At 41.6% G+C, this 23,547-nt stretch carries 21 protein-coding genes; 9 read left to right on the plus strand and 12 right to left on the minus strand.

Annotation, left to right across the window (positions count from 1 at the left end; all coding sequences use genetic code 11):
* Positions 1 to 35 precede the first annotated feature (35 nt).
* The 5 genes from Q0R88_RS06675 to Q0R88_RS06695 form a co-directional block, all read right to left on the minus strand.
* Positions 36 to 1,466 carry an MFS transporter gene (locus Q0R88_RS06675; protein WP_366086896.1) on the minus strand — a complete coding sequence of 477 codons (1,431 nt, stop codon included), beginning with the start codon at positions 1,464 to 1,466 and terminating at the stop codon, positions 36 to 38.
* Positions 1,467 to 1,616: 150 nt separating this feature from the next.
* Positions 1,617 to 3,338 carry an alpha-amylase family glycosyl hydrolase gene (locus Q0R88_RS06680; RefSeq protein ID WP_295714034.1) on the minus strand — a complete coding sequence of 574 codons (1,722 nt, stop codon included), beginning with the start codon at positions 3,336 to 3,338 and terminating at the stop codon, positions 1,617 to 1,619.
* A 101-nt stretch (positions 3,339 to 3,439) separates the two neighbouring features.
* Positions 3,440 to 5,749, minus strand: coding sequence for a glycoside hydrolase family 65 protein (locus Q0R88_RS06685; protein WP_295714037.1), 2,310 nt, complete (start codon positions 5,747 to 5,749; stop codon positions 3,440 to 3,442).
* A gap of 135 nt (positions 5,750 to 5,884) precedes the next feature.
* Entirely contained in the window at positions 5,885 to 6,532 is a 648-nt protein-coding gene (gene pgmB / locus Q0R88_RS06690; RefSeq protein WP_295714039.1) for a beta-phosphoglucomutase, read from the minus strand.
* A gap of 45 nt (positions 6,533 to 6,577) precedes the next feature.
* A complete protein-coding gene (locus Q0R88_RS06695; RefSeq protein WP_295714041.1) occupies positions 6,578 to 8,440 on the minus strand; it encodes a glycoside hydrolase family 13 protein in 1,863 nt (620 codons plus the stop codon).
* A gap of 189 nt (positions 8,441 to 8,629) precedes the next feature.
* Between Q0R88_RS06695 and Q0R88_RS06700 the strand changes: the two genes are divergently transcribed.
* Together Q0R88_RS06700 and Q0R88_RS06705 are read left to right on the plus strand one after the other, a co-directional pair.
* Positions 8,630 to 8,992: a hypothetical protein gene (locus Q0R88_RS06700; protein ID WP_295714043.1), complete on the plus strand. Its 363-nt coding sequence runs from the start codon at positions 8,630 to 8,632 to the stop codon at positions 8,990 to 8,992.
* 119 nt (positions 8,993 to 9,111) lie between these two features.
* Positions 9,112 to 9,642, plus strand: coding sequence for a ferritin (locus tag Q0R88_RS06705; protein WP_295714047.1), 531 nt, complete (start codon positions 9,112 to 9,114; stop codon positions 9,640 to 9,642).
* Positions 9,643 to 10,197: 555 nt separating this feature from the next.
* Here Q0R88_RS06705 and Q0R88_RS06710 read toward each other — a convergent pair.
* The gene (locus tag Q0R88_RS06710; RefSeq protein WP_295714049.1) at positions 10,198 to 10,458 is read right to left on the minus strand and encodes a (2Fe-2S) ferredoxin domain-containing protein; all 261 of its coding nucleotides are present in this window, start codon (positions 10,456 to 10,458) and stop codon (positions 10,198 to 10,200) included.
* 145 nt (positions 10,459 to 10,603) lie between these two features.
* Positions 10,604 to 11,752: a DUF3095 family protein gene (locus tag Q0R88_RS06715; protein WP_295714052.1), complete on the minus strand. Its 1,149-nt coding sequence runs from the start codon at positions 11,750 to 11,752 to the stop codon at positions 10,604 to 10,606.
* A gap of 228 nt (positions 11,753 to 11,980) precedes the next feature.
* Here Q0R88_RS06715 and Q0R88_RS06720 point away from each other — a divergent pair, with 228 nt between their 5' ends.
* The 4 genes from Q0R88_RS06720 (at position 11,981) to Q0R88_RS06735 (ending at position 15,989) form a co-directional block, all read left to right on the plus strand.
* On the plus strand, positions 11,981 to 12,340 hold the full coding sequence (locus Q0R88_RS06720) for a VOC family protein (protein WP_295714054.1): 360 nt from the start codon (positions 11,981 to 11,983) through the stop codon (positions 12,338 to 12,340).
* 246 nt (positions 12,341 to 12,586) lie between these two features.
* Entirely contained in the window at positions 12,587 to 13,159 is a 573-nt protein-coding gene (locus Q0R88_RS06725; RefSeq protein WP_295714057.1) for a thermonuclease family protein, read from the plus strand.
* A gap of 35 nt (positions 13,160 to 13,194) precedes the next feature.
* Entirely contained in the window at positions 13,195 to 15,636 is a 2,442-nt protein-coding gene (locus tag Q0R88_RS06730; protein ID WP_295714059.1) for a penicillin acylase family protein, read from the plus strand.
* Positions 15,637 to 15,641: 5 nt separating this feature from the next.
* Entirely contained in the window at positions 15,642 to 15,989 is a 348-nt protein-coding gene (locus tag Q0R88_RS06735) for a hypothetical protein (protein WP_295714060.1), read from the plus strand.
* Positions 15,990 to 16,087: 98 nt separating this feature from the next.
* Here the strand turns inward: Q0R88_RS06735 and Q0R88_RS06740 are convergent, their stop codons facing one another.
* From Q0R88_RS06740 to Q0R88_RS06750, 3 genes are all read right to left on the minus strand, one after another.
* Positions 16,088 to 16,762 carry a lipid-binding SYLF domain-containing protein gene (locus tag Q0R88_RS06740; RefSeq protein WP_295714063.1) on the minus strand — a complete coding sequence of 225 codons (675 nt, stop codon included), beginning with the start codon at positions 16,760 to 16,762 and terminating at the stop codon, positions 16,088 to 16,090.
* Between the two features lie 285 nt (positions 16,763 to 17,047).
* Complete coding sequence (locus Q0R88_RS06745; RefSeq protein WP_295714066.1) at positions 17,048 to 17,719, minus strand: lipid-binding SYLF domain-containing protein; 672 nt, start codon at positions 17,717 to 17,719, stop codon at positions 17,048 to 17,050.
* Between the two features lie 96 nt (positions 17,720 to 17,815).
* The gene (locus Q0R88_RS06750) at positions 17,816 to 18,295 is read right to left on the minus strand and encodes a DUF1203 domain-containing protein (protein ID WP_295714070.1); all 480 of its coding nucleotides are present in this window, start codon (positions 18,293 to 18,295) and stop codon (positions 17,816 to 17,818) included.
* A 247-nt stretch (positions 18,296 to 18,542) separates the two neighbouring features.
* On the opposite strand from Q0R88_RS06750, the gene Q0R88_RS06755 reads away from it, so the two are divergent.
* From Q0R88_RS06755 to Q0R88_RS06765, 3 genes are all read left to right on the plus strand, one after another.
* A complete protein-coding gene (locus Q0R88_RS06755; RefSeq protein WP_295714073.1) occupies positions 18,543 to 19,529 on the plus strand; it encodes an acyl transferase in 987 nt (328 codons plus the stop codon).
* A gap of 59 nt (positions 19,530 to 19,588) precedes the next feature.
* Entirely contained in the window at positions 19,589 to 20,287 is a 699-nt protein-coding gene (locus Q0R88_RS06760; RefSeq protein WP_295714076.1) for a PH domain-containing protein, read from the plus strand.
* 198 nt (positions 20,288 to 20,485) lie between these two features.
* Positions 20,486 to 21,466, plus strand: coding sequence for a type I phosphomannose isomerase catalytic subunit (locus Q0R88_RS06765; RefSeq protein ID WP_295714079.1), 981 nt, complete (start codon positions 20,486 to 20,488; stop codon positions 21,464 to 21,466).
* Positions 21,467 to 21,498: 32 nt separating this feature from the next.
* Here the strand turns inward: Q0R88_RS06765 and Q0R88_RS06770 are convergent, their stop codons facing one another.
* Positions 21,499 to 21,942, minus strand: a complete 444-nt coding sequence (locus Q0R88_RS06770; protein ID WP_295714082.1) for a response regulator — start codon at positions 21,940 to 21,942, stop codon at positions 21,499 to 21,501.
* 26 nt (positions 21,943 to 21,968) lie between these two features.
* On the minus strand, positions 21,969 to 23,450 hold the full coding sequence (locus Q0R88_RS06775) for a sensor histidine kinase (RefSeq protein WP_295714086.1): 1,482 nt from the start codon (positions 23,448 to 23,450) through the stop codon (positions 21,969 to 21,971).
* Positions 23,451 to 23,547: the final 97 nt, after the last annotated feature.

The following is a 23,547-nucleotide window of genomic DNA, read 5'->3' on the forward strand; positions in this document are numbered from 1 at the left end:
AAAATCATTAACCGTGCCAGTTTGTAACGTTTTTTTTAATTAGTAGCCTCTATTATTTGAATTTTTTTACCATCCTGTACAAAAAACACCATCATCGCTGCGATAAACATAAATACGCCCCCCATTACCAAACCGTAAATTGCCTCACTATTAAACAGATTTTTGATAATCAAACTACTTGTAAGACTGCTCACTATCTGCGGAAAGGTTATAAAGAAATTAAATAAACCCATATAAACACCTATCTTTTTTGGTGGTATCGAGCTGGATAATATAGCGTAAGGCATTGCTAAAATACTGCCCCAGGCCAATCCTATACCAACCATGGGCAATAGTAACAGGTAATGATCCTGGATAAAAAATACAGATATTAAACCTATGCCTCCCATGGTTAATGAAAAAGCATGCGTTTTTTTACGGTTGAGTTTTTTAACTATCCATGGCAATGACAGGGCATAAAGAGCCGAAACTCCATTGTATACCCCAAACATGATCCCTACCCAGCTGCTGGCTTTATTAAATGCCACCGATGCAGTATCATTGGATGGTAAATGATACACATGTGTAGCAATGGCAGGGGTTGTCCACACCCACATGGAAAACAGCGCAAACCAGGAAAAAAATTGCACTAAACCCAACTGCTTCATGGTTTTAGGCATGTTCCATAAATCGTGCAAAAACTCCCTGATACCGCTTCTTTTAACTACTTCAACATCGGGCTCATGAAATTTGGCATATTCCTCTGGTGGGTATTCCTTCGTTTTTACTACCGTCCATACAATACAGCCTATTAATATTAAACCGCCTGCATAAAAGGAGTATAATAAGTTGTTAGGAACAATGCCTTTTGGCGCTACAGATGTTACATGGAACCAATTGGTTAATACAGATGGCAGTACCGACCCCATAATGGCGCCCACGCCTATAAGGCAGGTTTGCATTGAAAACCCTGCGGTATGCTGGCTATCGGGTAAATTATCGGCCACCAAAGCTCTGAAGGGCTCCATAGCCACATTAAATGATGCATCCATTAACATAAGCATACCCGCACCAACAATAATTGGCGGTATCAGGAATGCCAAACCGGATGAGTTAGGTAAAAAGCATAGTGCCAGGCCGGACAACAGCGCGCCAGTTAAAAAATAAGGTCTGCGCCTGCCCAGTCGGTTCCAGGTCCTATCGCTGTAATGACCAATTATAGGCTGGATGATCATTCCTGTTAGTGGAGCTGCCAGCCAAAACAAGGATAAATTACCCACATCGGCACCAAAGGTTTGCAGTATACGGCTTGCATAACCGGTTTGCAAAGCAAAGCCAAACTGGATGCCTAAAAAGCCAAAACTCATGTTCCAGATTTGCCAGAAACTTAATCTTGGCTTTTGTAATATTTTATTCATTGGTTCAATTGGTTTATTGGTTCTTCGGTCTGAATCAGAATTTTCAGAATTAAAGAATTTCAGAATTATTTTTCGTGTTTAGTACTTGTCATATACCTTTATTTGGGCGCATACGACTAAGCAATAACAATAATTAGTTTAATATTTTCATTAATTTCTAAAGCCGGTCTATTCAAAATTCTCCCTATTCTAATATTCTGTAAATTCTGATTCTGACAATTAAAACTCCAGCATCAAGCCGCCGCTCGCCCCCACAGTTACCTCAACGCCGTTTTTAATATCACCGGTGCTGAATTTGCCGCCGCTCAGCAGATCGGTAAATTGCTTTTTGCCGTTTATGTTTAATTTATATAACAGGTCATCCGGAAGTTTTACATTGATTTTGCGCGCTTCCCGGTTAAAATTGGTTATCACTAATATACGCTGATTATTGGTATACCGAAGATAAATGTACATCCTGGTATCAAAACCCGGTTGATGCTCATTAGCCATCATCAACTCATAAAATTCGCCGTTTTTAAGGGCTTCATTTTTGTGTACAGCGTTTAACAGGGTTTGGTAAAAACCACGTAGGTTCTTTTGGTCGGTTGATAGTTTGCCACCATCAAAAGCGCCATTGTTGATCCATTTCTGATGCTCGGGTACTCCCCAGTAATCAAAAATAGATGAGCGGCCATCATTACCGCTAAAACCTTCATTACCTGCACCGGGTTCGCCCACTTCCTGGCCAAAATAAATCATCACCGGCCCGGTGTTGAGCGTAGCGGTTACAATCATGCCCGGTACGGCCAGCCATGGGTTACCTGCAAAATCGGGCGAGGCAATGCGCTGCTCATCATGATTTTCCATAAAGCGAAGCATGTGCTCATCAATACCCTTACTATCATGATTCCAAACACTGTTGATTCCCCAGGTGGTAGTGTTATGCTCATTACGGGTTAGGTTCCGGATGGTATCATACAAACCAACTTTATCGTACAGGTAATCAAAATGTCCTTTTAAAATATAATCGCTGTATTTTCCCTTATCATAAGCTTCGCCGATGAAAACAATGCCCGGATGCTCTGCTTTCATTTTAGGGATCCCCCATGCCCAAAACTCGAGGGGTACCATCTCCACCATATCACAGCGAAAGCCATCCACACCTTTTTGGCTCCAATAGTGCAAAATATCATAAACCTTATTCCAAAGCGGAGGCACCGGATCAAAATGCCCACGGCGGTGATCCATGTAGTCGACCCCATAATTCAACTTCATGGTCTCGAACCAATCGTTGATGGATGGCGATGCGCTGAACACATCATTACCTGTTGCCCTGGCTGGATTCTCATCAAATTTGCCATCTTTTAGCGGGCTTTCAAATTCATCACCACCAGGATTGTATCCCGAAGGAACAACAAATGGCTGCCCCGGCATATAGTAGAAATCGTTTTTGGCACTAAAAGCCTGCGTTTTATCATCATCCTGCCCAAAATCACGAACGCCGGCCGGCTTTACATCTGATGCATAGGTACGGGCAACGTGGTTTGGCACCAGGTCCATCAGTACTTTTAAGCCATTGCTGTGGGTTCGTTTAATCAGCGCTTCGTACTCACCTATGCGGTTTTTAACATCAACAGCCAGGTCGGGATCAATATCATAATAATCCTTAATAGCATAAGGCGAACCCGCGCGTCCTTTTACAATATCCGGGTCATCTGCTTTGATTCCAAAAGCCGAATAATCTGTCATGGTTGCATGCTCAATAACGCCGGTATACCAAACATAGGTAAATCCCATTTTTTTGATTTCCTGCAGGGCCTTATCGTTGATATCGTTCAGTTTACCAACGCCGTTCTCTTCAATGGAGCCATTGGTTTTGTTGAGCGTTTTGGTGTTGCCAAAAAGGCGGGGTAGTAACTGGTATATAATAAGTTTATGATCTGTTTTAGATTCTTCCATTTTTTTTAATCTCCGGTGATGTTTTATCTGTGCAAACGAAATTAGCGGCATCATGAATATGAATACCGCTATAAAACAGACAATAATTTTATTTTTTTTCATTATGCCTCAACCAATAATTCGCTATTGGCTTTTACCAACTGCTCCTTGCCGTAAACCGATACCGTGATTTCGACAGGTGCAAGATTTTTGATCATTACACCCTCCTTGCTTACCTTGATATTCAGTAATGCCCCGCGGAAACCGATATGGAACGAGAACGATGCCCACTTCTCTGGTATAAACGGCTGGAAAAGCAATTTGCCATCCCGTACACGCATCCCCCCAAAACCTTCAACAACAGCCATCCAGGTGCCGGCCATGGATGTAATGTGGCAGCCATCTTCGGTATCGTTATTATAATCGTCCAGATCTAAACGGGCGGTACGCAGGTAAAACTCATAAGCACGAGCCTCATCGCCCAGTTTGGCAGCCAATATAGCATGCACACATGGCGATAGCGATGACTCATGTACCGTACGGGGCTCATAATAATCAAAGTTTCTGCGGATGGTTTCTATATCATATTGGTCTTCAAAAAAGTAGATCCCCTGTAAAACGTCGGCCTGTTTGATATAGCAAGAGCGTAAAATCCTGTCCCAGCTCCATTTTTGGTTTAGCGGCCGATCTGTAGCGGGCAGATCTTTAACCAGTATCTGCTCTTTATCAAGATAGCCATCCTGCTGTAAAAACACCTGTTGCTTAGCATCGTAGCCATAGTACATTTTATCAATAATGTGAGCAAACCTCGATGTTTCGGCAGCCTCATCAAAACTAATCTTACTTACCAGCGCATTGTATTTGGCACTATTTGCAGATTTTACCTTATCAATAACTTCCATGGTATATTCCATACACCAGGTGGCCAGTTTGCTGGTATACCAGTTATTATTAACGTTGTTTTCGTACTCATTAGGCCCGGTTACACCCAGCATCACGTATTGCCCCTTATCCTGCGACCAGCTAACCCTTTGCGACCAGAACCTGGCTATCGCGATCAAAACCTCCAAACCATGATCGGCCAGGTAAGCTTCATCGGCAGTATAGCGCACATAGTTGAAAATGGCATATGCTATAGCACCATTACGGTGAATCTCCTCAAAAGTGATCTCCCATTCGTTATGGCATTCGGTACCATCCATGGTAACCATTGGGTACAGCGCAGCGCCGTTTTTAAAGCCCAATAGGGCAGCGTTTTCAATGGCCTTACCCAATTGTTTATAGCGGTATAAAAGCAGGTTACGGGTAACCTTTTGCGGCGCGGTTGACAAATAAAAAGGCACACAATAAGCCTCGGTGTCCCAATAAGTTGAACCGCCGTATTTTTCGCCGGTAAAGCCTTTAGGGCCGATGTTTAAACGATCGTCTTCGCCGGTATAAGTTTGGTTTAACTGGAAAATATTAAAACGGATAGCCTGCTGTGCAGATACATCCCCTTCTATGATGATATCGTTATGCTTCCATTTTTCGGCCCAGGCAGCTGTCTGCTCTGCCAGCATGGTATCAAAACCTTTGGCAGTGATGCGTTTTAATGTTGAAGCTAATTGTTCAACCAATTCTTCGGGCTTGTAATTTTGTGAGGACAGGTTAGCCACATATTTTATAATGCTGATGCTTTGCCCCTGTTGTGCCTGCAATTCAATTTTTGAGGCAACGTATTTTTCTTTTTGGATAGATTCAGTTTTGGGTTGGATAGCCTCCCCATTTTGCACTATACTGAACTTCATGCCGGTTGCCACCTCGAAACCTGTTTTTTTGGTGCGCATTACAATGTAACCGCCATCGGGCTGATTTTCTTTACTTATCTCATCCCAAAATTTTTCATCGTAGTTGGAGTCCTTGTTCATCACATCACCGTCAATAGCCGGGGTAATGGTAATGGTACCACTAAAATTTATGGGGGTGATGCTATAATTTATAGCAGCGGTTTCATCATCAACCATGCTGCAAAAGCGACATGCCTCCACCTCAACCTGCTTACCTGATGCAGTTTTGGCTGTAAAACTACGTTTCAGATAACCTTCTTTCATGTTCAGTTCCCTGCGGAAGTTGCTTACCGCGCATTTGGCAAGGTCAAGTTGCTCGCCATCAAGCACAATATCAATGATTGTCCAGTTGGCGGCGTTAAGCACTTTGGCAAAATATTCGGGATATCCGTTCTTCCACCAGCCAACGCGGGTTTTATCGGGATAATAAACCCCCGCAACGTAGTTACCCAACAGGGTTTCGCCGCTGTAAGCTTCCTCAAAGTTTGCACGCTGGCCCATGCGGCCATTTCCTAAACTAAATATGCTCTCAGATATTTGATGATGATGCGGATCAAAGCTCTCTTCAATTATCTTCCATTCATCAACTTTAATATAGTCCTTCATTTAATTTTCTATTTGACCGTCATTGCGAGGCACGAAGCAATCTCTACACAGGCCGAGCGAACTTGCACAGTTATCCTGTACAGTTTGGAGATTGCTTCGTACCTCGCAATGACGTTTTTTTGTAAAACTTTATTCCTATAATTTAAATAACTTATCTAACGTCATTTTATCCAGCCCGCTGATTACCAGGTCGGCATCCAGTACGCCGGGCTGGCCTATGCCAACTACCTTCATACCGCCGGCTTTGGCTGCCTCAACACCTGCAATGGCATCCTCAAACACCACACATTCTTCGGGTTCAACGCTCAGCTCCTTTGCGCCTTGCAAAAACACTTCAGGATCCGGTTTGGCCTTGCTTACTTTATTGCCATCAATAACGGCATCAAACAGGTTGGTGATCCCAATCTTGTTAAGTATGGTCATGGAGTTTTTGCTGGCCGATCCTAATGCTATTTTAATACCTGCTTTGCGGCAGATCTCTACAAACTCCCTAGCCCCGGGCAGTATCTCATCGGGTTTCATCTGGTTTACCATCTCCATATACCAGGTATTTTTTTGGGTGGCCAATACTTCCTGCTCTGCGGCGGTTTTAGTTACGCCGCCCCAGCCCAAAATAAGTTCAAGCGAACGCACACGGCTCACGCCTTTCAACTGTTCGTTCTGATGCTCTGTAAAATCGAAGCCTAATGAGTTGGCCAGCCTTTTCCAGGCTTTATAGTGATAAATGGCTGTATCTACAATTACACCATCCAGATCAAAAATGCAAGCTTTAATATTGTTCATTGTAACTTTTTAGATACATGGCTCAAAGCCACTAAGATATAATTTTTAATGAGTAACGCCCGGTAAAATTTCAAGCACTAAAGTGGCTTTTCCTGATATGGTAAGTTGCGCCAAATCAACCGGTTCGTCAGTAATCACATTGCGGGCTTTTTTTGAATCACCTATCCGCTCAAAGTATCTTTCGGTAGCGGTAGTTTGTTCTTTATCGCTGCTGTTGAATATAATCATCACCGTTTTTTGAGCATCATACCTAAAATATACATAAATGCCTTTCTCTGGTACAAACTGCATCATTTTGCCGGTTTGCAAAGCGGTTGTACTTTTACGGTAATTAGCCAGCTTGCTTACATAATCATAAGCTTCGTTTTCTTTTTTGCTGCGGCCGGCGGCTATAAACTTATTGTCCTTATCGCCCTTCCATCCGCCGGCAAAATCTTCACGCACCAAACCGTCCGGATCTGAATAGTTTTTCATCAGGATCTCATCGCCATAATATAATTGGGGTACACCGCGCATCGTTAGCAGCATAGCCATGGCAGACTTGTACTTGGTAAAATCTTCTTTCACCATGGATAACAGGCGGCTCATATCATGGTTATCCATAAATATGGTGTTGCGGGTAGCATCCTGGTATAAAAAATCCTGCGCTATTACAGAGTATAACCGACCAACACCATCCGTCCAGCCATCATTGCCGTTCAAAGCTTCGTAAATGGCATCTTTCAATACGCCATCGGTTACGCCCGGCAAGTGCGTGTCCATACCGCGGTTAACGGTATTTCCCTGTGTAAAAAAGGCCTGGTTAGCCGCCGACCATACCAGCGTTTCGCCAAATATGGAAAGCTTAGGAAATTCGGCTTTAACATCCTGCGCCCATTTAGCCATATAAATGGGATCGTTATACGGGTAGGTATCCAAACGGAAACCATCTAAACCCGAATACTCTACCCACCAGATGTGATTTTGGGTTAAGTAATTTTGCACGTAGGTATTATTCTGGTTCATATCGGCCATCCTGTGGTCAAACCAGCCGTCAGCCATCAGTTTACGATCCATTGGTGATGCATGAGGATCCATCACCGCGGCATCCCTGAAGTTTGATTTGGTATACTTTGGCCATTGGTGTACCCAGCTTTTCATCGGCATATCCATAATGGTATAACCTTCTGTACCGGCGTGGTTATGAACAAGATCTTTGATAACCTTCAATCCCATTGCGTGGCATTTTTCTACAAATTTTTTGTACAGGTCATTGGTGCCGTAGCGTGGGTCTATTTTATAATAATCAGTTACAGCATAGCCATGGTATGAGGCATGTGGCTCATCGTTCTCAATTTCTGGGGTTAACCATATGGCGGTAACGCCCAAACCTTTTAAATAATCCAGGTGGTTCATGACGCCCTGCAGGTCGCCACCGTGGCGGCTGTACATCGAATCGCGGTGAACACCTTTTTCGCGCATATTATCAAATGAGTCGTTGCTTTCATCGCCATTGGAGAAACGATCGGGCATGATCAAATAGATCAGATCTTTGCTGGTTACACCCTGCGCCCGGCCTGCTGATCTATCACGATTTTTGAGCGCATATTCGTAAACAAGGTCCTTTTGACCAGCCTTTGTAAACTTTATCGGGAACGTTCCCGGACGTGCCGATGAAAAAATCTGCAGATCGAGGAATAAATAATTTGAATTTTCCACTTTGTGCACTGCTTTAAGCTTCACACCAGGGTAATTTAATACCACATTGCGGCCTGCAATATTATCGCCGTGAACAATTAACTGCAGGTTGGGGTTGCTCATGCCCACCCACCAAAACATGGGCTCTACACGCTCCAGGGCCGGTATTTGAGCCATTGTTCCCAATGCCAGCATTAAGCAGCAAAAGGTAAATAGTAAAGTTTTTTTCATATTTAACAGGTCAAAAAAAATAATTGGTTGCGTAACGGGTTTGTGACCAGTATCCGCGTTTCAAATTTATAATAAAAATGATTTGTTGTATGAAAAAGTTAAATATTATTAAGGGGGATAAATCGGCCATCAAAAAAATTTAATCTTATTTGGATTAATTATAAATAATAGCGACATTTGTACTATTATATGACTGCAACACTTAGCCCAACAACCCAATGGACCGATGTTTTTAAAACAGCAAAAGGAGCCGTTTATCAATGCGATGAAGAGCGCTGCTGGTATGTTGATTTTGCCGGGAAGGTTGCCAAATTTGATTACCGTTGTTTGCTAAAACTCCGTAAAGCAGTTTATCATATAGATATTGAACATGCCCTGTTAAACACCACCAAAGATCCTGATGTGGAGATCATTTTCATCTGCGCCTGCGATCATTGCTACGTTTTGTCCCTTTTGCAGATCATCGCCCTTAAAGAAATTTTAGAAGGCACTTTTGTAATGCTGGAATTGAACCGCATCCTCCATGAGCGGCTTTTTACTGTTTCCGTATAGTTATTTAGATTAAATTCATATTGTTTTAATATTGATCTAATTTGAATTTATAGCATTATTATTGTATATAATTGTATATAATTCTGCTGTAGGTTCGAAAAACTCAATTTAACCCAATCATGAAAGATTTACTCCGCATAAAAAGCCTCATCTCTACCGAGATAGAAACGCTTTTAAACCAACAGGTAAAAAAAGAAGCATACTCTTCATCGGTATACCTTTCAATGGCATCATGGTGTAACCGTAATGGTTATGATTTCTCATCCGACTACTTTTTTAAGCAAGCAGAAGAGGAAAGACTACACCAGTTAAAATTTTATAAATACATCCTTGATATGGGTGGCAATTCCATCTCTCCGGAAATTACCGGCATCAAACAGGAATATAACTCGTTTCGTGAAGTATTTGAGGAAGCTTTAGACCAGGAGATCAGCGTTACCAACGCTATCAAAAACATATATGCCCGCTGCATGAAAGAGCAGGATTTTATAACCATGGAATTTTTAAATTGGTTCCTGAAAGAACAACGCGAAGAAGAATATAAAGCACGCCGTGCACTGGAATTATTTGAAGTGATAGGTGAAGAAGGAACCGGCCGCTGGCAGATTGATAAACATGTTGGCGAAATAAAATATAACGCAGGGGCGTAACGCCCATAAATCTCCCCTAAGAGGAAGATTTGAAATAAAAAGTCCTTTTGCTGATTGCAGAAGGACTTTTTTTATTATCTCATTTGTTATCCTATTGGAGCTATCATGTGTTACAAAAAAACTTCTGTCATCCTGAGTAATAGCGAAGGATCTATTTGCAGACTGTACGGGGCGAAGAGGCATGGCGTAGAATAGATGCTTCACTGCGTTCCAGAATGACAAATTGTTGAACCCCAGACTTACGAAGTTTTAAAAACTTCGTAAGTCTTTCGCCGCTTCCTGTTCCCTCAGGGTCTCCTTGAAAAGGGACCCTGAGGCCGCTTGCTAAGTATATACCATGCGTATTTGACCTGCATGGTGCCTCAGGGTCCTCCTTTGGAGAGACCCTGAGGGGACGAAAAGGGCGAAGAGATATGGCGTAGAATAGATGCTTCACTGCGTTCAGCATGACAAAAAAAAGAAAAAGTCCTTTTGCTGATTGCAGAAGGACTTTTTATCGGGACTCTTTGTTCAAAAGTCTCCCCTACCGGGGGAGATTTAGAGGGGGCCGAGTCTCTACTCTATTAAATCCATCAGCTTCAGCACATCTTTTGCCCTGTATTCGCTTAGCCAGGTATTGCCGGGTTGGATACTGCAAACAGGGGCAAATTTGCATCTGTCCGTACATTCCGTTTCTATTACTTCAATTTCTTCTTTTCCGTGGTGATGTTTAATGTATGATTTGGCAAGTTTATACATTTCCTTACCGCCTCTTTTGCCGCATTTACTCCCGGTGCATACATACAGTACCTTATCGGGTATTGTGAACTTACTCATATGAGGTATGTTATTACAATGTTAAGCTATAACAAAGTTAAAACAATAAAGTTCCATTAAAGTAATCTGAATCAGCGATTTGTCTAATTATCGTAATTTCGATGCCTCCTGATACAAATCCATGATTTGTGCAGGCTTATCTTACTTATTTGTTAAGCTTAGCCTTTATCAATTTGGCCGCCTTGGTATATCCTCCTTCGGCCCCATCAACAAAATGAATATGGCCATCGTCCCAATCCCGTACGTAACATGACATTACGGATTCTCTGCTTACATGAAAACCATAATACAGTTCTCTTTCATTTTCCAGTTTGTTTAAAGCATCCTGCAATTGCCTGCGCTGGGCCGACGTGCCGGTTATAACCGTATTTATTTTACCATCTATCACCAGCGTATCAGACATTTCTACCAGCTTAGTTAAATAATGCTTTCCCTTTTCGGTGCGGAAATAAATAAACCCGTATAAATTGACAAACCACGTTTGCATCAGCTCAAAAAAGCGAACGTTGCCCATCCTTACCCGTAACTCTGTCTCAATCCTGTCAAAGGTTGTTTTAAGTCGGAGTTTCGCTACCGAAATGGGTTGTCGTTTTTTGGGATCGCCGTAAATCTCGTCAATATAGCACATTACTTTTCTGAAAACATCGGCCTGCCCGCCTTCATGCGCCGCCACAACTAATAATGAAAGAACCTCGTGGCTGTTCTGCGGCGGGGCAATTGCGTCCCAGCGGCATTGCATCCCCGTTAAGTCAACCTCCCCCAATTGCGCGGCATAGTTTAGTGCAATTTCATTTCCTTTAATCAGCTTTTCGGCAAAACTTAAGCCGTTGCCCAAAACAATCGGGATAGAAAATGCTTCGGACATGCAAAACTTGGTTATCCGCAGTTTATATCCTTGCTCATAAACCTGTTTAACAGGCACCGTACCTGTACGAAGCTCCATTTCAAAATTTGTCATCGTGTTATCCTTGTACAAAAGCAAGGCACTCATAATAGTGTTGATAATTGAAGAGGGCACCAGGAACGTTGCGCCATCCCCGCCAAAAAAGAATGGAACCGTTATATGGGCCTTTAAAGCAATGTTAAGTACAGATATGATACTACCCGTAGCTATAAGGTTTACGTTTTGCGATCCGCCCTCGAGTACGGCAAGTGTTGAGTTTTTAATGTCGGTAATAACAACGTGCCAATCATCTGGAACATCCATAAAGAGCTCCTCTTTAATAAAAAGCTCGCCAAGCGGCATGTTGTTAACCAAGAGGTTACCGTAAAAGTGATCGTTATTTGCCAACATGGATTTATAACTGCATTTATAAAACTATGATTATAACCAATTGAACCTGAACACTAAATTACCTTTTTGACAGCGAATATTATTGATTTTTTATAATTACAAAAGCCAATTAAGCCGGGATCAAAAAAAATAAAAAATATTTGCGCAAGCCATCAGTTACCCATAAACTTGATAGCCCACAATTGATTTTTTTAAACCTTTTTAAACCAAAACATAAAGCCAAATAACATGAAAGCTATTGAAATTATCTCCATCCCGGTTACCGATCAGTTAAAGGCGAGGGATTTTTACCTCCAACTCGGTTTCGAACTCCTGGTTGAAGCGCCTTTTGGTCCCGGTGAATCGCAATGGATCCAGATGGCTTATCCAGGTTCGGCGGTTTCCATTACATTGGTCAACTGGTTTCCCGAAATGAAGGCCGGTAGCACCCGCGGCCTGGTGATTAAAACAGATAACCTTAACGCCGATATAGCAGATCTTACGGCTAAAGGCATCGAATTAGGCAAAGTGGATGAAACACCATGGGGCAAATTCCTCGCCATCAAAGATCCGGACGGAAATGTGGTGAGTTTGCATGGGGATAGATAGACAATGTGCAGGTGTGCAGATTTCAGATGTGCAGATGATGGAAGGGGTTTTTTGATTTTTTCTGAACCGGGATTAAACTGATTTATCCGATTTTTTGGATTTGACTTGCCTATTTATTAAAATCGGAGGAATCCATTAATCCGAATAATCCCGGTTCAGACAAAATCATTTGCACATCTGAAATCTGAAATTTGCACATCTGATTTCAATTTGCACATCTAATTTTAATCTGCACATTTGTAACAGATGTTAAAAAAGTACTCCTCCCTCCTCCTCCTGATCATTCTTTTTACCCTGTGGGGTTGTAACCGCAAACCCGATAATTTATATAAAGTTGTAAAAATTAAAGATGGTGATACCATCGGTTTGCTTAGCAGTGATAACCAGGAAATGACCGTCAGGCTGGCCGAGGTTGATTGCCCCGAAAAAACACAGGCATTTGGGCAGGCAGCTAAAAAGTTCACTTCGGATATTTGCTTTGGAAAGTATGTGAAGCTTATTGGCAACGTACATGACCGTTACGGCCGTACTGTAGCCCTGGTAATTTTGGAGGATGGCACCAATGTAAATTATGCCTTGGTAAAAAATGGTTTCGCCTGGCAATACAAGCAATATTCACAAAGTGCTTACCTTGCAAGGTTGGAACAACAAGCCAGGGAAAGCAAACTTGGCCTGTGGCTGGATGCCAATCCAACACCCCCATGGGAATACAGACGCGAAAAAAAATCGGGCAACCGTGCAACCAAACCCGATAGCCTGCAAAATAAACCTAAAAAACATTACAGGAAGCGCAAACCAAAGCTTGAAGAAGTATATTAAAACGCTAACTTTATAGGCGATATCTCCCTAAACTAATGAAGTTTATAAAAGCATTTTTATCAATTGCCCTTACGTTAGCCCTTATTTGGGTGCTACAAACAAAATTTGGTCCGGTGCCCCCATTGGGTAAGTTTTTAAGTCCGGCAGATGGCTTTTGGCAAAACGCCGAGAGCAAGCATATTTTAACAACCAATAAGTTAAACCTGCCAGGTCTGCAGGATGAGGTGACTATTAAGTACGATGAGAACCACATCCCGCACATATTTGCCAAAAACGAGCATGACCTTTATTATGCGCAGGGTTATGTAACCGCAACCGATCGCCTTTGGCAAATGGATATCCAAACCCGCAGCGCGGCCGGACGATTGGCAGAAGTTGCTGGTCCTCAGGCATTGGAAATAGACCGTTACCACCGCCGCATGGGCATGGTTTATGGCGCCGAAAAAACATTGAAAGCCATGATGCGCGATAAGCCAATAGCTGATATAATAACAGCTTACACTGAAGGTGTAAACGCATATATACACCAGCTTGGTCCGCGGCAATACCCGCTTGAATTTAAGTTACTGGATTATGCCCCGGAAGATTTCAAGCCCATCAACTGTGCATTTTTGTTGAAGCTGATGTCAGAAACATTGGCGGGCGGCTCAAACGAGTTTGCCATGAGCAATATATTGAAGCACTTTGGAGCTAACGTCACCAATGACCTTTTCCCTGATTACCCAATGAGGGAAGACCCTATTATCCCAGTAGGTACCAAATGGAGCTTTAAACCACTACCTATTCCAAAACCATCTGCAAGCTTTTTAGCGTCAATGAATGATAGTGCCCGGCGGGCGGTAAAAGAAGAAGGCATAGGCAGCAATAACTGGGCGGTTGCCGGCAGTAAAACAGCCAGCGGCTATCCTATTTTGGCCAATGACCCGCACTTGAATTTAACCTATCCATCCATCTGGTTCCAGGTACAGCTTTCTGCGCCGGGTATAAATGTTTACGGGGTGAGCTTACCGGGTGCGCCTTGCGTTATCCTTGGTTTTAATAATAACATCAGCTGGGGTATTACCAACGTTGACGCCGATGTGCTGGATTGGTACCAGGTTAAATTTAAGGATGATAAAAAGAACGAATACTGGTATAATAACCAATGGAACAAAACCAGCCGAAGGGTTGAGGTGATCAGCATCCGTGGCCAAAAACCATTGTATGATACTGTTATTTATACCCACCACGGCCCTGTAGTTTATGAGGATAAAAGTAAAACAACAGCGCACACACCAGATTTTGTTCCGGTTGGCGACGCGTTAAGGTGGATAGCGCATGATGAATCGGATGAGCTGATGACCATGTACATCCTGAACAAGGGTAAAAACTATGATGATTACCGCAAAGCGCTTACTTATTTTAATGCCCCGGCATCAAACTTTGTATTTGCCAGCAGGGATAATGATATAGCGATTACCCCTAACGGGAAATTCCCGCTGAAGTTTAAAGATCAGGGAAAATTCATTTTAGATGGCAGCGACCCATCAAACGACTGGCATGGCTGGATTCCATTTGATCAAAACCCTACCGTTAAAAATCCGCCAAGAGGATTTGTAAGCTCGGCAAATCAATCATCAACAGATCAAACTTATCCTTATTACATCAACTGGTCGTTTGCGCCATACCAGCGCGGTAAACGCATTAATGACAGGCTTAGCGCAATGCAAAAAGCCACAGTTGATAGCATGCGTATTTTGCAAACCGATGTATACAGCATACGGGCACAGGATATCATGCCGGCAATGTTGAAATATGTTGATGCATCAAAACTCGATCAAACACAGCTTGCTGCTTTAAACGCGGTAAAAACATGGGATAAAAACTTTTCAATAAACTCAATTGGTGCAACTATTTTTAGTAACTGGTGGCTTAAGGTTTATGATATGGTATGGAGTGATGATTTTGCTGCGAAAAACTTACAGGCCAATTACCCATCGATGGATCGGACTGAAAAGCTGATCCTGCAGGAGCCCAATTCAAAATGGTTTGATGATATCCGTACCCCGGCAAAAGAAACATGCACCGATATTATCAACAATGCTTTTACAAGTACCATTGATGATCTGACACATAAATATGGCAAACCCGGTAAAAGCTGGCAATGGGGATCGGTTAAAAAAATGGAGATCTCGCATCTTACCAACCAGGAAGCTTTGAGTTCAGGAAATTTTGCATCGGGCGGCACCGGCTCTACGGTTAACGCGCTGAACAACGGGCATGGCCCATCATGGCGTATGGTGGTACAAATGGGACCAACAGTAAAAGGATATGGTATTTTACCCGGCGGAGAGAGTGGCAACCCAGGCAGTTTTTATTATGATGATATGCTAAAAACCTGGCAAAACGGGCAGCTTAAAGAACTGCTTTTCATGCAATCTGCAGATGAAAAATCAAATCGCATCAAAACAACCTTAACCATTAGCAACAAAAAATAAAGATCATGCTATTCCTCATTATACTCATACTTTCATTTGCAAGCGGTTTCTTTTTACCCTGGTGGGTGGTGGCCATCGCGGCATTTTTAGCCGCTTTTTTTGCGGGCAAAACACCCGGACAAGCCTTTATATCAGGATTTAGCGCTGTATTTATTGTATGGATAGTTTTGGCACTATTCAAAAGTATCCCCAACGATCATATATTGGCTAAGCGCATAGCGGAGCTTTTCCATTTACCGTCATGGGGATTTATATTGGTGATCAGCGGCCTTGTTGGCGGCTTAGTTGCCGGGTTTGCTGCCCTATCGGGCTTATTGGTGAAGAAAGCTTTTGAGAAGCCGCAAAATAAGTAATTATCATTTACAAGGATAAAAGCAATCTCCGGCTTACAGAGCTAATCTGCGTAGCATGGAGATCGCTTTCATCATCACAATGACGATATAAACATCAATTATTTAAAATCTTTTAAACTGGCCCGCAATACAGTAACTGCTTCCGAATCATTTTTTGACGCGGCAAATATTTCCTGTGAGGTATCATCATTGCCGTAAAAATTGCTATTGGCATTATTATCAATATTAATACCTGAGCCATTTAAACTTATACCGGCAAACAATCCACGGCTGCGCGAGTAGGAATAAATCTCGGCCTCCAGCTTATAATCGGTAGTGGCCGATTTGTTTTTATTAGTTGGGCCTGCTGCTGCAGAGATATCGCCCCCGATAGTAAAATTACCTTTTTTGATATCGGTTAACACCTTTTTATGGCGAAATACCAATATCAAATCTACAGATTGTACGCCTATCTGGAAACCAACGCTACCGCCAGTAAGGGTTACAAAAACAGGATCGCTCCATTTGCCATCGCCCAACTTTACCATAGCTACACCCTTGCCCCGTTTGCCGCCAATACCAAAACCGGCGTTGATCAGTTTCGGGATAATTACGATGCCCTCATAATCTTTTAACAATTGCGGCGGGATACTTTCCTTCATCTGGCCAAAATCCTTTAGCACATTGGCCGCATTGTGCACACGCTCTGTTTCTTTATCATCTGCTTTTGCCGATATCAGTACAAAAAAGAGGCTTAATATCAGCGGAAATTTCAAAAATCTCATTGTTTTCATGGAGTAAATAAATTAGAATTATAAGAGTTATCAACGTAATCACTCCCTAAAAAGTGCCGCTGTTTGTGAATTAAATTATAGGGTAGTATACAATTATTATCAATATCGACTTCCGTTACCAGGCAATTGACTGCAACCTTGCATGATATGTTTATAAGTAATTATCGGCACGCGGCAAAACATCAGGCCGTCGGGTAAAAAAACATTTTCAAAAAAGCGATGAGCCCTAACAACTCATCGCTTTTTTGAATTATCTATATGCCCTGTTGTGTGAGTACCTGAACTTTAAAATGTTTTCAAAGTTTCCTTTAACACAGTAACTGATTCCTTGTTACTTTTCGACATCGCAAAAATATCTGCAGAGGTTGCATAGTTACCATAAAAATTGGCATTGGATTTTTTATCTATACCCAGGTTTGAGCCATTTATGGTAATACCCGCAAACAAACCACGGCTACGCGAATATGAATACACTTCTGCTTCCAATTTATAATCGGTGCTGGCGGTTGAGCTGCGGCCAACGGGACCAGCTGCGGCAGAGATATCTCCACCTATAGTAAAATCGCCGTTTTTAACTTTGGTAAGGACGCCTTTATGGCGGAACACCAAAACCAAATCGACTGATTGTACGCCTATCTGTAAACCAATACTTCCACCTGTTAAAGTTACAAATACAGGGTCGCTCCATTTACCACCAGCCAGTTTTACCATGGCAACTCCCTTGCCGTGCTTACCTCCAATACCTAAACCGGCATTAATCAGTTTGGGGATAATAACAATACCTTCATACTGCTTCAATAACTCGCCCGGAATACTTTCCTTCATCTTGCCAAAGTCCTTCATCACATTTGCCGCGCTGTGCACACGCTCATTTTCCTTATCCCCTGCCTTTGCCGATATCAGCACAAAAAAGAGGCTCAATATCAGCGGGGTTATTAAAATTTTGATTGTTTTCATGGGGTCGATCATTTAATTACAATTATTAATCATTCATCAAATAATCAACCCCGAAACCGGACGCTTTGTTTCCAATTAAATTATTTAACTATCTAATTAAATTCGTTCAATTTTACATATAAAGCAGCAAGCCTGCGCATTACGGGCATGCAGATAAGCAACCTCCTTGTTTTTATCAAATATCTCCCCAATCAGCTCATCAACATCCGCGTCTCCAACAAGTCGGGTAAAAACCATCATCTGATCATGATTATACCCGATAAGCGACAATGGAAAACTTTGTTTGTTGGCCTTAATCTCAGGTGGGAAACGAAAAACATCGCTGTATTCCTCCACATCGGCAGCATTTATGAAAACCGGGCCGGGCTGGTTATAGGCGTTCTCCACCTCAAAAGGCGAATGCTTAAATAATAAACGCTTGTCCACGCCATTGTTAAATGGTTTTAAAGATATGCGGCAAGGCCCCAGCCCCGTAGCCAGTTGCTCTACAACCGGGTTACCAAAATCATCGGTCATGGTTGCTTTTATCCGCTGAACACAAGCTTTTGAAAGTGGTACTATTTTAAATTTATTCATGGTGTTATATTTTATGAATCAAAGGTCTGGCTGTCATAGCTGGTTTAAAACCCGGAACTTGCGGAGATTGTGTCTGAGGAGAGGAATTTTGTCTGAACCGGAATTCTTCGAATTAAAGAATTTTGAGAATTTATGTATAGCTTCCCATTGCAGTATTTTAAAATTCGGTTGATTCCTTAATTCTATAAATTCCGGTTCAGACATTCTGAAATTTGCACATCTGCACATTTACCTATCTTTGCATCAAATGAGTATCCCGGATAAAAAACAGGTATTTTCGATAAATAATAAGGAGCAGTTTGAAGAGGCAGCTCTACAGATCTTTAACTACCAGGCCAAAAACTGCGCGGTTTACGGGCAGTTTATATCGGGATTAAAAATCAATCCTGATAAAATTAACGCTGCAGATCAAATCCCCTTTTTACCTATCGAGTTTTTTAAATCGCACCCAATACTCAGCACAAAGGAGTCTGTTCAAGTAACGTTCACCAGCTCGGGCACTACAGGAATGGTAACCAGCAGTCATTACGTAACTGATAAAACCTGGTATGAAGACAGCTTCCGTAATGCCTTCCATTTGTTTTATGGCGACATCAAAAATTATACGGTGCTGGCGCTGCTCCCCTCTTACCTGGAGCGGGAAGGATCATCGCTGATTTATATGGTTGATGAACTGATTAAGTTATCTGGCAACCCTGATAGCGGCTTCTTTTTATACAACCATGACGAGCTTTATCATCAGCTAAAAAAACAGCAGGATGCTAAAAAACCCACATTATTAATTGGCGTTACTTTTGGGTTGCTTGATTTTATTGAAAATCACCATATCGATTTCCCCGAACTGATTGTGATGGAAACCGGGGGAATGAAAGGCCGCCGTAAGGAGATGATACGGGAGGAATTGCACGAAGTGTTATGTAAGGGTTTCGGGGTTAAAACCATTCATTCGGAGTATGGCATGACGGAATTGCTTTCACAGGCCTATTCAAAAGGTAAAGGTATTTTTGACTGCCCACCCTGGATGAAGATCATCATCCGTGATACTAACGACCCTATCAGTACGTTAACCAAAGGTAAAACCGGGGGCATTAACGTTATTGACCTGGCCAATATAAATTCCTGCTCGTTTATTGCTACACAGGACCTGGGTAAAACTTATGCCGACGACTCCTTTGAGGTATTGGGCAGATTTGACCAGAGCGATATTCGTGGCTGTAATTTGCTGATTGCTTAAAACTTATAGCCAACTGAAGTATTATTATTATTTTTGCGCGCATCATAAATGCTAAAAACATGATTGAGAAATTTTTAAACGAAGAACAAGATCCAAAAACGGTTGAAAAAGTTTATTCCCGTTTGGTCGACCTGCTTTCTTCAGGTGAAGAGGTAATATATATTGCCGTTCAGAAAAAGCCATTGGTCAATTTATTTCCTGATTGTATTGCTATAACCAACAAGCGTATATTGTTCTTTACCCCGGCAAACCTGGGCCTCTCCATTAAATTTGTTGATTTTGTATGGAAGGATATAGTTGATGTATATACTAAAGAAGAAATCATTGGTGCTGTATTTAGTGTAAAAACTACCAACGGTGCAGAAATGGCTGTTGATTACCTGCCTAAAATACAAGGCCGTAAATTATACCAATATGCCCAGGAACGTAAAGAGGTTGAGCGTGAAGCCCGCCGCCTGCGCGACCTGGAACAAAAACGTGCCGAATCTGGCTCTATTCAGTTTGAGAATCCAACTGCTGCACATGCTTCAACCGCGCAACAGGCATATGCCGCGCAAGCGCCCGTAGCTGCGCCTCAACCACCGCCGCCAGCACCGGCACCTATTGCACCACCGGCACCTGCCCCAATAGTTCATGAAACACCAAAGCCCGATGAGCTTACCGAAAAATTAAAGAAGCTGAAAACGCTTTTTGATAATGGTTTGATATCGCAGGAAGAATACAACAATAAAAAACTGGACCTGCTGAGTGACTTTTAGTTATTGAGCATTATATAATTAACAAAAGAAGCTGCCTCAAAAAAGGGCAGCTTCTTTTGTTTTAGAAATATTTTCAATTAACAAGCACCGGAACCGGTAAATCAACAGACTTATTTGCAGGGTTCAATTATAGATTGAAAGTTATTTAGGGCTTTTTCTATTTAACTTTTAACTTAGCGTTTAAAAATCATTCATACTATGTCGGCATTATATCCATTAAAATTCAAAACCATATATAAAGATAAAATATGGGGTGGTCAAAAAATCAAGACCTATCTGCATAAAGATTTTGGCGATCTGCCAAACTGTGGTGAAACATGGGAAATATCGGGCGTAAAATCTGATGTATCTGTAGTGGCAGGCGGAGCCCTGGAAGGTGAATCACTTGCCAACCTGCTGGAGCAATATAAAGATGAACTGGTGGGTAAAAAGGTTTATGACCATTTTGGTAATATTTTCCCCTTGCTGGTAAAGTTTATTGATGCCAATGATGACCTTTCTATACAGGTGCATCCTGATGATGAGCTGGCTAAAAAACGCCACAATTCTTTCGGTAAAACAGAGATGTGGTATGTTATTGAAACCGATCCGGGTTCAACACTCATAGCCGGTTTTAACCAGGAGTTGGATGAACAAACTTATCTTGATAAGCTGAATAGCGGCCATATCATGGATATTTTAAATAAAGAAAATGTTGCAGCAGGTGATGTTTTCTTTTTACCGGCCGGCCGTGTACATACCATTGGTAAAGGCCTGCTAATTGCCGAAATACAACAAACATCAGATATCACTTATCGCATTTACGACTTTGACCGGGTTGACGATAAAGGTAACAAGCGCGAACTGCATACCCAGGAAGCTCTTGCAGCTATTGATTACAAGCATTATCCCGAATATAAAACCAAATACCAGCCAGCAAAGGACGAGACTGTTAAATTGGTGAGCTGCCCATATTTCACTACCAATTTATTGGATTTTGATAAAGATACCTCAAAAGACTACTCTGCACTTGATTCTTTTGTGATACATGTTTGTGTTGAGGGAGCCTACAATGTTACTTATAATGGCGAGACTTACCCGGTAAAAATGGGCGAGTGTATTTTGCTGCCAAAAAGCATTGATAAAGTTGAACTGGAAACTACAGGCGGCTTTAAAATACTGGAAAGCTATATTGAATAATAAAATTTATTACAAGTACAGGTCCTGAACTATCAGGACCTGTACTTGTAATTTTTGGTTTCCCGTTGCTCCTGCAACAAATTGATGATCTCACTTAACTGGTACCCGTTTACCGGTTTAAATATATAATCTTCAACGCCGGCAATTTTTCTCGCCCGGTAAATATCGTTCAGATCAATTGAGGAACTGAGCATATAAATTGTGATTATTTTTCCCAGTTGGGGTTTTATGTCTGCAAACTCGTGCATAAATTCCCAGCCATCCATAACAGGCATATTAATATCCAGGAATATCACATCTGGCAAATTATCGCGGTTTAGTGAATTTTTCAACCAGGCAATTGCCGCGTTTCCATTGCTAAAATGAGTTACCTGGCTATTAAGTCCCTTTAATTTTGTTAGTGTTTTAAATCCAAAAGCATAAATCTGATCATCATCAATTAAGCAAACACGCACGGCATCTTTCTCTACATTCATCTATTGATAGTATATTTAGAATTTTTTTATACTAGCCTAATAGTAAATTTTGTGCCAATATTTACAGTGCTCTCCACTTTGATGGTGCCCCCAAGGGCCTCTATCTGGTTACGGGTTATAAACAGACCAATACCTTTTGCATCTGGATTTTGATGGAATGTTTTATACATCCCGAAAATTTTATCGCCGTAGCGCTCCATATCTATACCTATTCCGTTATCTTCAAAAATGAGGTATATATGATTGCGATCCTTTAGCGTATGGCATTTTATTAGCGGTTTCCTCGCCGGGTCACTGTATTTTAAAGAGTTGGTAAGCAGGTTTTGCAGAATGCTCTCCATATAAGCCGGGATATAGCTTATTTGCGGGCATTTACTAAAATCAAGCTCAATTGTAGCATCTAGTGCTTCTATATTACTTTTAAGTGCCGATAAAATATTTTTGAAAAGCGCTTCAAAATCAATTACTGTTCTTTCACGGGTAATTTCGGTTTGTATGGCAACTATTTCATTCAAGTGTTCTATGGTGGTGCTTAAACTATCGCTGATGGATTTAATGTGCGAAAAAATTTCGGCCCGATCCTCATCAACCGCGGTATCATCGTATAATTTGACCATAAACTGCAGATTACCAGTGTGCGACCTCAGGTTGTGAGATACTATATAAGCAAAATTTTGCAGCCGCCGGTTTTGATCTGTCAGCAAATTTAACGAGGATTCCAATCCAAGAGTTTTTCGCTTTTTATTGTTGATATCCTGAATAATGCCATGTACGGTTACACATTTACCAAAATCATCTATAATAGGTATTCCTTTAGCCCGTACCCACATTACATTGTTTTTTGCCGATCTGAAAAGCAGTTCCAGATCATAAGGCTGGCAAAAGGCGATGGCGCTATCAATAGCATTTTTAATTACGTGGCGATACTGGGGTTCAAAGAAACTTATAGCTTCATCCAACGAAAGCTTAACGTGGTTTTGCAGCTCATAAATATCATATAATTGCTTTGATAGCGATAAACCCATAGAAGCAGCATTGATTTCCCAACTGCCCAATTTTGCAATCTTAAGGGTATCCCTGTAAATGGCATCATTATGCGCTGCCTGTATCTGAGCCTGCTTATATTGATTAATGTTGATGAGAGAACCGTAAATGATGTGTCCGGTTTCGTCGTTATATTTCCTTATAGTGCTTTCAAACCAATGATAGCCTGATGTTTTGGTTAGCAGTCTTATTTGTAAAGGCTGAGTAATAGCCGATTGCTGATTACTTAAAGCGGCCAGAAAAGCTGGTTTATCCTGATGGTATAGCAGGTGTTCAAAAAACATATGATTTGAGCACTCTATTTCGCCGGGTTCATATCCCAAAAGCAAATAAAAACCGGATGACCACCTAATGTCTTTAGTCGTAATATTATATTCCCATATACCGGCATTAATATTATCGATAATTTGAGCAAGATGCCGCTTGCTATCATCAGAAAATTTATGCCCTATAGAAAAACTCATACAATAAATAACCTCTTCATTTACTTTGTTAATGACACATGCTAATAATAAATCACGTGCCACAATCAGAAAACTATCCCATTTACAACCCGAGGTT

This window comes from Mucilaginibacter sp. (genome assembly GCF_025362475.1).
Classification (GTDB): Bacteria; Bacteroidota; Bacteroidia; order Sphingobacteriales; family Sphingobacteriaceae; genus Mucilaginibacter.